The following is a 10,223-nucleotide window of genomic DNA, read 5'->3' on the forward strand; positions in this document are numbered from 1 at the left end:
GACTACGATGGCTACAAGAACATCGGCGACGAGGCGATCGTGGCGGCCAAACCCGACGTCGTTCTGTCGATCGAGCGAAGCAAGGACACGCTCCAGGCCGACGCGATCTACACCCATCCCGGCTTTGCGCTGACGCCCGTCGCAGCCAACAAGGGCTTTATCACCATGGACGGGCTTTACCTGCTCGGCTTTGGACCGCGCACGGCCGCAGCAGCGCGAGATCTGTCCGTTAAGCTCTATCCGGCATTGGCCGACGGGGGCGGCGGCGCATTCACGTCGGCCTTGTCGGCGGCGAATTGCCGGCAATGAGCGTGGCGATCGGGACGGACGCGCGGCGACGCGCCGGCGCAGGGCGGCGCTCCGCATCGATCGCAATTCCGGTGCTCCTTGCGGCGCTCGCAGCGACCGCGATCATTGCGCTCACCGTCGGCGCAGCCGGCATTCCGCTCTCACGATTGCCCGCCGCGTTGGGGCTTGTCTCGGACGGCGCCGCGAATGCAGTGACGGCCCGCGACCAGCTCGTGTTGTGGTCGATCCGCATTCCGCGGATCGCGGCGACCGCGATGGTCGGCGGCCTGCTGGCAGCCGCCGGCGCGATCATGCAGGGGCTGTTTCGCAATTCCCTTGCCGACCCCGCACTCGTCGGCATCTCCAGCGGCGGCGCGCTCGCGGCCGCAAGCGCGATCGTCTTCACCGATTCGCGCTTCGGCCAGACGCTGCACTTCCTCCAGACCGAGCTGTTGCCGCTCGCGGCTTTCGCCGGATCGCTGACGGCGACCGCGATTCTCTACGGCATCTCCAGCCGTGCCGGGCGAACCTCGATCGCGATCTTCCTGCTCGCCGGTGTCGCCATCACCGCCATCGCCAATGCCGGCATCGGCCTGCTCGTGTTCATCGCCGACGACCGCCAGCTCCGCGACATTACGTTTTGGCTGCTCGGCTCGATGAGCGGTTCGACCTGGAGCAAAGCGGCGTTACTCGCGCCGGTTCTCGTACTCGGGCTTGCGGCCTGCGCCTTTATCGCGCGCGGCCTCGATCTGCTGGTACTCGGTGAAGCCGACGCCTTTCACGGCGGCGTCGACGTCGAACGCCTGAAGCGGATCTCGATCGTCATGGTCTCTGCGATGACCGGGGTCGCGGTGTCGATCAGCGGCGTCATCGGCTTCGCCGGCATCGTCGTGCCGCATCTGTTGCGCCTCGTCATCGGACCGACGCATCGCCTGCTGCTGCCGGCCTCGGTGCTGCTCGGCGCCATCCTGATGGTTGGCGCCGACACACTGGCGCGCACCATCGTGGCGCCGGCGGAGATGCCGATCGGGATCTTGACCGCCGCGGTCGGCGCGCCGTTCTTCCTGGGGATCCTGCTGCGGCAGCGCGGGCTCGGCTCGCTATGAGCGCCGTGATCGAAGCGCGGGCTTTAAGCAAACGCGCCGGCCGCGCGACGTTGCTCGATGGCGTCGGCCTTGCTGTCACAGCCGGCGAGATGGTCGCCATCATCGGCCCGAACGGCGCCGGCAAATCGACGCTGCTGCGGCTGCTGTCCGGCGATCTCCGCCCGAGCGAGGGAGAGGTGCGGCTGAAGCAGCGCGACATCCGCAGCTTCACGCCGCGCGAACTCGCCGCGCGCCGCGCGATGCTGTCCCAGCACATCAATGTCAGCTTTCCCTTCACCGTCGAGGAAATCGTGCTGATGGGCGCGGGCGATCGCAGCCTTCGCGATGCAGGCCCGCTTGTCGACGCCGCGCTGGACGAGGTTGGCCTTGCGCATTTTCGCGAACGGCAATTGCCGACGCTATCCGGCGGCGAACAGCAGCGTACTCATTTCGCCCGCGTGCTGGTGCAGCTCGCCTGCGGCGAGGCCGAGCACGGACCGGGACTGCTGCTGCTGGACGAGCCGACCTCGAGCCTCGATCTGCGCCACCAGATCGACCTGGTCGAAGCCGCCCGCCGCCGCGCGGCCGGTGGCACCGCTGTGATCGCGATCCTGCACGACCTCAATCTTGCGATCCGCTTTGCGGACCGGCTCGTCGTGCTGAACGGCGGCCGTCTCGCCGCCGACGGCCCGCGCACTGAGGTCGTCACACGCGAGACCATCCGCGACATCTTCGAGATCGACGCCGTCGTCCACCAGACCGACGACGGCGTGCCTTACGTGCTGCCGCAATCGATGCGGGCGGCGGGGCAAGCCGAACTGCCGCCGCGGCCAATTCTCTAGAGTGTAGTGACTTTGGGGCGATCGATGTAGCCGCAGACTGGCTGCACCTCTCCCGCTTGCGGGGGAGGTCGGCGCGAAGCGCCGGGTGGGGCTCTCTCCACACGGGGAGTGTCCCGGTGTGGAGAGAGCCCTCACCCCAGCCCTGTCCCGCAAGCGGGAGAGGGAGCGCACTTTCCTTCGCGGCGACTAAACTTCAACCCGCCGGCACGATCACCATGCTCTTGTCCTTCGGCCAGCGGATGCGCCAGGAGAACTTGATCTCCTTGATCTCGCCGGGTTTTGCGTCGAACGCCCATTCCAGCACGCCGCGCTTGTCGCGCAGATTGGTGGTCGTGGGCGGCGTGGTCGAGGACAGCATCTCGACGCCAATATCCTCGTTCTCGCTGACCGGAAGCTGATCCTCGAGCGCGATGCGGATCGGGAAGTCGTGCCCGTTGCGAACGACGGTGCGGAACGAACGCGTGTCGGTCTTGGAGGACGCGATCACGCCGGCCGTGCCTTCGTTCTGCCTGATGACGGTGCGCTCGATCTTGATCTTGTCGTCGGCACCGAAGCCAAGCCGGATCGCGTCGTTCCGCGCGGCGGTCGAGAATTTGCTGCGACCGACGAACGTGCCGTCGCGGAAGATCGCGACCTTACCGGGCAGCAGATTGGTATCCTCGGCAAGCTTGAATGACGCCTCGAGGTAAGCAGTTGGATCCACGACCGGGGCGGCGCGGATGGCGAGGTCGGGCGTCACCGTCATGGAGGAGATGAGCAGGCTCTTGGCGCCCTCATTGGCGCCGAGACTGACGCGGCCGCTGATCTGATACACGGCCTGGAAATCGCCGATCTCGGCGTTGGCCTGCTGTTCGTCCGCGCGCTCACGCAGCTCGGGCTCCGCCGCTTTCGCCATCGCCGGAGATTGCGCCTGCCGCGTCATCGGCTGCGCGGGCATCGCCATGTCCGACGCCGCGCCCAATGCCAGCGGCTTCGGCAGTTGCGGATACCTCACAGCCAGCGTGTTCAGCTCCGGCGCGCTACCGCCGCGGCCGATGCGGACGGTGGAGACGCCCAGCGTGACGTTCGACCAGTCCTCGCCGGTCGATTGCGTGATCTCGGCGCGGCGGACCAGCTCCAGCTGCGGCTTGCGGTCCTTGGCGCCGGTGTCGAGCCGGGCGTCGTAGAGCGGCAGCCAGCGCGCGTTGCGCACATTGTAAGTCACCCGCAACGTCGCCTTGGTCGCGGCGGGCGCGACAACGTCCATACGCACCTCGAGCTTTGTCGTCGGCTTAGCCTTGCGCTCGGCTTCAAGCTCGGCAATCTGCCGATCGATCTCGCGCACCTTGCGCGTCGCATCGCGGACGGCGGTGTTCGCGGCAGCGACCTCCTCACCGACTGCTGCGAAGGCCGCGCGCCATTCGGCGACCGGCCTCGCCTCTCCTTTGTCGCCGATCCCAGCGGGAGAGGCTTCTGCAAAGCGCTCCGCAAATTTTCGTCGCGCATTCAGCGCGTCGATCGCGTCTCCCAGGTCGGCGCGCTGGTCGTTCAGAGCCTGGATGCGCTTCTCCAGCTCGGGCAGGTTGACCGGCGCCGCGCGCGGCGTTCGCGCGTCGATCGTGCCGATGGTGAGCTTTGCGCTCCCCTCACCCTCCACCCGGATGGAGGAGCTATCGAGACCAAGCGGAAAATCCTTGGCAACCAGCGTCGAGTCGCCGGGCGGCAAGTCGACCGTGATGATACGGGTGACGGTGGCGCCGTCCGGATAAACCGTGACGGTGTCGATCGCCGAATTGGCGTCGAGATCAGCGGCCCATGACGGTGATGCCGCCGCCATGGTCACCAGAACCAGGCTCGTCGTTGCCAAACATCTTGCGGTGATGCGCATAAAGTCCCTCCTGCCGATATCGCCGCGCCGCCAGCCGGACGCGCGATCAAAATGCCTCGCCAACATGGTTGGACGCGGCAGCGAAGGAACTGGTTCGATTGGGGTTTCCGTGGGGCACCGCTGCGGCGGTACCAAGGCCGCGGAACGCATCGGCGCGCCGCGGCGGATCTGCCTCAGACCGGGCCGGGCGAACCCTGGCCGAAGATGCGCCGAAGCAGGTCGGTCACGTTCTTGGCGCCGGCCTTCTTCAGAATGCCGGCACGGTAGCCCTCGACCGTCCGTGCACTCAGATGCATGCGCCGGGCGATCTCCTTGTTGGTCAGGCCGGCGGCGAGATGCTCGAGCACGTCGCCTTCGCGCCCGGTCAGGGGTTCGCAGCCGGGCAGCCAGCGCTGCCGGTTCGAACCGGGCTGCGCGAACTCGTCGATCGCGGCATCGATCCGGTCGACGATGTCACGGGTGCGGAACGGCTTTTCGATGAAATCGGCCGCGCCGCTCTTGATGGCGTCGACCGCCATGGCGATGCTGCCGTTGGCCGAGGTCACCAGCACCGGCGCCATGCAGTTTTCCTCGCGCAGCCGCTTGAGCACGTCGAGGCCGGAGCGATCGGGCGGCATCTCCAGCAGCACGCAGGCCGGCATCCGCGCCTTTGCTTCCGACAGTAGAGACGCACCGTCGGCGAAGCAGATCACGTCATAGGCGCGCTGTTGAAGCGCCGTTGAAAGTTGTTCGCGGGAGGCGGCGTCAGTATCGATGACGAATACCTCACCCTTGGAAAGCATGTTCCCCGGCATAATCCCGATCCAGCAATGTCTTGGTCAAATGATCCGAGACGGAAGCGGGCCTCATCGCCCAGCCGCGCCGTCATGAGCACGGCATTCACGCCCGTGCTTCGGTTCTCCTTATGTATGTTCCGCGCTGTTCCCGGATTTGACGGATCGGGACAGAAACTTTACATTTCGGGACATCTGCGGGAATGGCTGGCAGGAACGGTTCGCATGACCGACCTCATTCGCAGCGCAGGCTTGAGCTATTATCCGGAGGTCGCCCGGTCGGTCGGGCTCGACCCCAAACAGATGATGCGCAAGGTCAGGCTGCCGCTGGCCTGCCTCGACAAGCCCGATACGCCCATTGCCGTCACAGGCCTTCGCCGCCTGCTGGAATTGTCGGCAGAGGCTTCCGGTGCCGAGGATTTCGGCTTGAGGCTCGCCGAGCGCGGCGGCCTGACCAATTTCGGCGCAGTCGGCCTGATCGTGCGCGAACAGGCCACCGTCGGCGAGGCGATCGAGGCGTTCTCGCGCTTCATCCATATCCATCACGACGGCATGCGGCTCGACGTCGCGCGCAGCAAGCAGACCGTGACCGTCACGCTGCATCTGCGCGGGCGGCAGCCGACCGCGCCGCGCCAGTCGATCGACATGGCGCTCGGCAGCGTCCACCGCATCATCCAGTCGCTGTTCGGCCAGGACTGGCGGCCACAGGAGGTGCACCTGCATTATCCGCCGCCGCACGACCGCAAGCGCTACCGCGAGTTCTACGGCTGCCGTGTGACCTTCAACGCGGAAGACGATGCGATCCTGTTGTCGGCGCACGACATGGAGCGCCGGATCCCGAGCGCACATCCCCTGATCGCGAGCTATCTGCGCAAGCGGATCGAGGCGATCGAGACCCGGCCGGCAAGCTGGGAGGAGAAGGTCGACGAGGTCGTGCGCATCCTGCTCGCAAGCGGCGACTGCACCGTCGAGCGGGTGGCCGAGCATCTCGCCTGCACCCGCCGCACCATCCACCGCCACCTCGCCGCATCAGGCACCAGCTTCTCGGCGATCCTCGACGCCCAGCGCGCCGATCTCGTGACCCAGCTGATCGACGACCCCGGCCGGCCGCTGGCGGATATCGCCGTGCAGCTCGGCTTCTCCGCGCAAAGCGCCATGGCGCGCTGGTTCCGAGGCCGCTTCGGCTGCACCATCACCGAATGGCGCAAGGGCACGCGGCCGCTGGAGAAGTCAGCCGCGGCCTAGCGCGCCGGCGCTGCCGCGCCCATCGTGGCGAGAGCGCGCCGGTGGCTGCCGGCGAGCAGCGGGCCGAAGGCAATCGCAAAGCCGAGGAACGCGGCGACCCAGCCGAGGGCCGCAACATGCAGCAGCACATCGCTTTGCCCCGGACACACCACCGCAGCGACGCGCGCCAGCGCCGCGACGATGATCGCAAGGTAGATGGCTTGCGTCGCGGGCGAGGCCGTCAATGCCTGTCCGGTATGGCCGAGGCTCGCACGCGTCATCACCGCGAGCGTCATGATGCCGGCCGCGCCCGCCATCCAGGCGTGAATGCCGGCACTCGGCGGCAGGGCGCCGAAGACGGCCAGGGCATGCAATAGGAAGCCGAGCGGCACGAAGGCATAGCCGACGTGGAGGATCAGGAGCAGCCGTTCGCCCGCAGTGCGGTCGCCGGCCCAGCGCGAAAACCGCACCAGATGCAGCGCGCCGACAAGCGCCATCGCGACACCGGTGACCACATTCAGCGGCGCTGCGATCCATGAGATGAGCGCCAGCGCGCTGCATGCGATCACCGCGCCGTCAAAACGTCCGAACGGCACCGGCAGGCGGCCTGGATTGAACTYGACCAGCCAGTTGCGGGTGAAGCTCGGAATGATGCGGCCGCCGATCAGCGCGATCAGCAGCACGACCACGCCGATGCCGACGCGGATGCTGACATCGGCAGCGCCGTCATCATGCGCCTCCAGATGAAAGGCGACATTGCCGGCGAGCAGCACCAGCACAAGCACCACCACGGGCAGATTGCGCCAGTTGCCGCCCGCGATGATCTCGCGGGTTGCGGCGGCGACGACCAGCGCCAGGAAGGCAGCATCGACGGCAAGCGCAAACGCCCAGCCGATGTCGGCAGACAGGGTCACCGCGACGCGCCCGGCGAGCCAGACCATCAGCAGCGCCCCGAGCGACGTGCCCTGGATCGGCAGCCGGCCGGTCCAGTTCGGGATCGCCGTGAACAGAAATCCCGTGATCACCGCCGGCAGGAAGCCATAGAGCATCTCGTGGACGTGCCAGTCGCGCGGCGCAAAAGCCGATGTCACCGACAGTTCGCCATAGAACGTCGGCAGCCAGGCCAGGATCGAGAGCGCGGCCTGGATCGCGGCCAGCAGGAAGAAGGGCCGAAAGCTGTTCGCAAACAGCGGCCAGCCCTCAAAATTGCGGGATCGGGCACCAGCCATGGGGCACTCCAGTGAAATCGGACCGTTACATGGAAAAATACTGCCGTCCGGCCGGCCCGCTTTGCGCTATCGCAAACTGCCGGACGATTGCAGGTGCCATCACACTCCCGAGCGCTGCGCCAGGGAGGCAGAGCAGAATGGCCAAGGTCGACACATCGCTGGTTGCGCATTTGCCGCTGTTTGCGGAGATCAAGCCGGAAGACCGCGAGGAGATCCTGCGCGAGGCCCGCTCGGTGCGTTATCCGAAGAACAGCGCGATCTTCGAGCAGGGCGCGGACGCGCAGTCGTTCTTCCTGCTGCTGCACGGCCATGTCCGCGCGGCCAAGACCACGCCGACCGGCGAGCAGATCGTGGTGCGCTATGTCGCGCCCGGCGAGACCTTCGGGCTCGCGATGGCGATCGRCCTTGCGCAGTACCCGGCGACCGCGACCGCCGTCGACGACAGCGTCGTCCTGATCTGGCCGACCGCCGCCTGGCCGCGGCTGGCCGATCGATTTCCGGCGCTCGCCACCAACACGCTTCAGACCGTCGGGGCGCGGCTCCAGGAGAGCCACACCCGCATCCTGGAAATGTCGACCCAACAGGTCGAGCAGCGTGTCGCGCATGCGCTGCTGCGGCTCGCCAAACAATCCGGCAAGAAGCTCGATCAGGGCATCGAGATCGACTTCCCGATCAGCCGCCAGGACATCGCGCAGATGACCGGCACGACGTTGCACACCGTGAGCCGCATCCTGAGCAGCTGGGAGCAGCAGGGACTCGTCGAGAGCGGCCGCCAGCGCATCATCCTGCGTGAGCCGCACAAGATCGTCGTGCTGACGGAGCAGAACCCGGACCGCGGCGCGGCGTGAAGGCCGTCTTGCCGCGCCTCCTCCGCCTCAGACGATAGGGTGAGGGGCGCTTCCGCTTACGGCGAAAACTCTCCCTCACCCGGGAATCCGCGCGCCCAGCGCGAATTCCAACCCCCTCATGCCGGCACGCAATCGCACAGCGCGGCGAGGAACTTGTCGYGGTCGATGCCATGCTCGCGGCAGGCATCGTCCACCGTGTGGAAGGTTGCGATCGGACAACCGACGCAGGCCATCCGGAAGGCGAGAAACACGCGGATCGTATGCGGCGCCGTGCGCATGATGTCATCGACCAGATCGTCGGATCGGAAAGGCATGGATAACTCCGTTCCGATCAGACGGTAGCGGAGCGAGCGGTGACCTCTTTGTCGAAGCGCAAGCTGGCGCAAAATCCTCTCCGTCATTCCGGGGCGCGCCTCTTGGCGCGAGCCCGGAATGACGGAGAGAAACTACACCGCGCGGCTGTGCAGCTGCTTCGCGCCGTCGAGATGCGCATCGAACGCGGCTGCAACGCTGCGCACCAGGAAGCGGGAGTCCTTGGCCACCGCGATCCGGTCGCCGTCGAGCTTGACGACGCCGTCGGAGATCAGCGCCTTCAGCCGTGGTGCCGATGTCAGCATCGCCTCGGGCTCTGCGCCGTGTCGCGCGCAGATGTCGCCGAGATCGGCGCCGAACTCGCACATGATGCGTTCGATGATGTCGGCGCGCAGCCGGTCGTCGTCGGTGAGCCCATAGCCCTTCGCCGTGGCCAGGCGGCCGGCAGCGACGTTTTGCGCATAGGCGCCGGTCTGCACCTCGTTCTGGACATAGCCCTGCGGCAGATGCCCGATCGCGCTGGCGCCGAAGCCGAGCAGGACCGCGCTGTTGTCGGTCGTGTATCCCTGAAAATTGCGCCGCAGCGTCCGCTCCTCGTAGGCCACGGCCATGGAATCGTCGGGCCGCGCGAAATGGTCGAGCCCGATCTGCACATAGCCGGCCTCCTTCAGCGCGTTGGCGATCGCACAGGCCTGGTCGTGGCGCGCCAGGCTGTCGGGCAGGAAACCCTTGCCGATCATGCGCTGGTGCTTCTTGAAGCTCGGCACGTGCGCATAGCCGAACACCGAGAAACGGTCGGGCGCGAGCGCGAGGGCGCGCCGCACGGTGTCAAGACAGGAAGCGACAGTCTGGTGCGGCAGGCCGTAGATGAGGTCAAAGTTGATCCCCTTGATGCCGGCGCCCCTGAGCATGCCGACGACGGAGGCCGTCTGCTCGAAACTCTGCACCCGGTTGATCGCACGTTGCACGACGGGATCGAAGCTCTGCACCCCGAGGCTCGCGCGGTTGACACCGGAGAGCCGCATGGCCTCGACCATGCCGGCGGTCAGCGTCCGCGGGTCGATCTCGATCGCGATCTCCGCGGAAGGCAGCACGAAGAACGCGCGGCGAATCGCCGCCATCAACTCGGCAAAAGCCTCCGGCGCCATAATCGTCGGCGTACCGCCGCCAAAATGGATGTGCTCGACCTTGATGCGGCGACCGATGGTCTCAGACACCTGCGCGATCTCGCTGCGCAGCGTCCGCTGATAGGCCGCGATGAGCTCGTCGCGGCGGACGATCTGGGTATGACAGCCGCAATACCAGCACATCTCGCGACAGAACGGCACGTGCAGATAGAGCGAGGCGCTGGTGCCGGCAGCAAGCTCGGCCAGCCACCCGGCGTAAGCCTCGGGGCCGATCGCCGGCGAGAAATGCGGCGCGGTCGGATAGCTCGTGTAGCGCGGCAGACGTTCCTCGCCGTAGCTCGCTGCGAGATCAGTCCTCATGTCTTACCCATTCGTAAATTCATGCCGCGCAAGTCGCGGCAGGTCCCGGATGGCATTGGACTACCCGTTTATGGGGAGATGACTTTGCGCTCGCTCAAAGTCCCGGCGCCGGGTTTGGCCGATGATGGCGTTGCTCGCGCGACCTCTCGGTCATTGCGAGCGCAGCGAAGCAATCCAGAATCGTTTCGCGGAGACAGGCTGGATTGCTTCGTCGCAAGGGCTCCTCGCAACGACGATGTGGAGGCAGTCCGCCGCACACCGTCAATGT

General features: G+C 66.7%; 9 protein-coding genes and 1 pseudogene. 5 read left to right on the forward strand and 5 right to left on the reverse strand.

Annotated elements, in window-relative coordinates; translation table 11 throughout:
• The 3 genes and pseudogenes from ACXJL8_RS23090 to ACXJL8_RS23100 all read left to right on the forward strand — a co-directional run.
• Positions 1-309, forward strand: a pseudogene (locus tag ACXJL8_RS23090) (hemin ABC transporter substrate-binding protein); the annotation flags it as partial.
• Positions 306-1,394: a FecCD family ABC transporter permease gene (locus tag ACXJL8_RS23095; RefSeq protein ID WP_456620312.1), complete on the forward strand. Its 1,089-nt coding sequence runs from the start codon at positions 306-308 to the stop codon at positions 1,392-1,394. The pseudogene ACXJL8_RS23090 and the gene ACXJL8_RS23095, both read left to right, overlap by 4 nt.
• Positions 1,391-2,215, forward strand: coding sequence for a heme ABC transporter ATP-binding protein (locus ACXJL8_RS23100; RefSeq protein ID WP_456620311.1), 825 nt, complete (start codon positions 1,391-1,393; stop codon positions 2,213-2,215). Before ACXJL8_RS23095 ends, ACXJL8_RS23100 begins: the two co-directional genes overlap by 4 nt.
• A gap of 193 nt (positions 2,216-2,408) precedes the next feature.
• Here the strand turns inward: ACXJL8_RS23100 and ACXJL8_RS23105 are convergent, their stop codons facing one another.
• Together ACXJL8_RS23105 and ACXJL8_RS23110 are read right to left on the reverse strand one after the other, a co-directional pair.
• Entirely contained in the window at positions 2,409-4,082 is a 1,674-nt protein-coding gene (locus ACXJL8_RS23105; protein WP_456620310.1) for a mucoidy inhibitor MuiA family protein, read from the reverse strand.
• A 173-nt stretch (positions 4,083-4,255) separates the two neighbouring features.
• Positions 4,256-4,876, reverse strand: a complete 621-nt coding sequence (locus ACXJL8_RS23110; protein WP_456620309.1) for a response regulator transcription factor — start codon at positions 4,874-4,876, stop codon at positions 4,256-4,258.
• Positions 4,877-5,080: 204 nt separating this feature from the next.
• Between ACXJL8_RS23110 and ACXJL8_RS23115 the strand changes: the two genes are divergently transcribed.
• The gene (locus tag ACXJL8_RS23115; protein WP_456620308.1) at positions 5,081-6,100 is read left to right on the forward strand and encodes an AraC family transcriptional regulator; all 1,020 of its coding nucleotides are present in this window, start codon (positions 5,081-5,083) and stop codon (positions 6,098-6,100) included.
• Here ACXJL8_RS23115 and ACXJL8_RS23120 read toward each other — a convergent pair.
• Entirely contained in the window at positions 6,097-7,308 is a 1,212-nt protein-coding gene (locus tag ACXJL8_RS23120) for an NnrS family protein (protein WP_456685640.1), read from the reverse strand. The genes ACXJL8_RS23115 and ACXJL8_RS23120 overlap by 4 nt on opposite strands.
• Positions 7,309-7,445: 137 nt before the next feature.
• On the opposite strand from ACXJL8_RS23120, the gene ACXJL8_RS23125 reads away from it, so the two are divergent.
• A complete protein-coding gene (locus ACXJL8_RS23125; RefSeq protein ID WP_456685641.1) occupies positions 7,446-8,156 on the forward strand; it encodes a Crp/Fnr family transcriptional regulator in 711 nt (236 codons plus the stop codon).
• Positions 8,157-8,272: 116 nt separating this feature from the next.
• Here the strand turns inward: ACXJL8_RS23125 and ACXJL8_RS23130 are convergent, their stop codons facing one another.
• Entirely contained in the window at positions 8,273-8,470 is a 198-nt protein-coding gene (locus tag ACXJL8_RS23130) for a DUF1858 domain-containing protein (protein WP_456685642.1), read from the reverse strand.
• Between the two features lie 132 nt (positions 8,471-8,602).
• A complete protein-coding gene (gene hemN / locus ACXJL8_RS23135) occupies positions 8,603-9,955 on the reverse strand; it encodes an oxygen-independent coproporphyrinogen III oxidase (protein WP_456620305.1) in 1,353 nt (450 codons plus the stop codon).
• Between the last annotated feature and the right edge of the window lie 268 nt (positions 9,956-10,223).

The sequence above is a fragment of the Bradyrhizobium sp. P5_C11_2 genome (genome assembly GCF_054049755.1).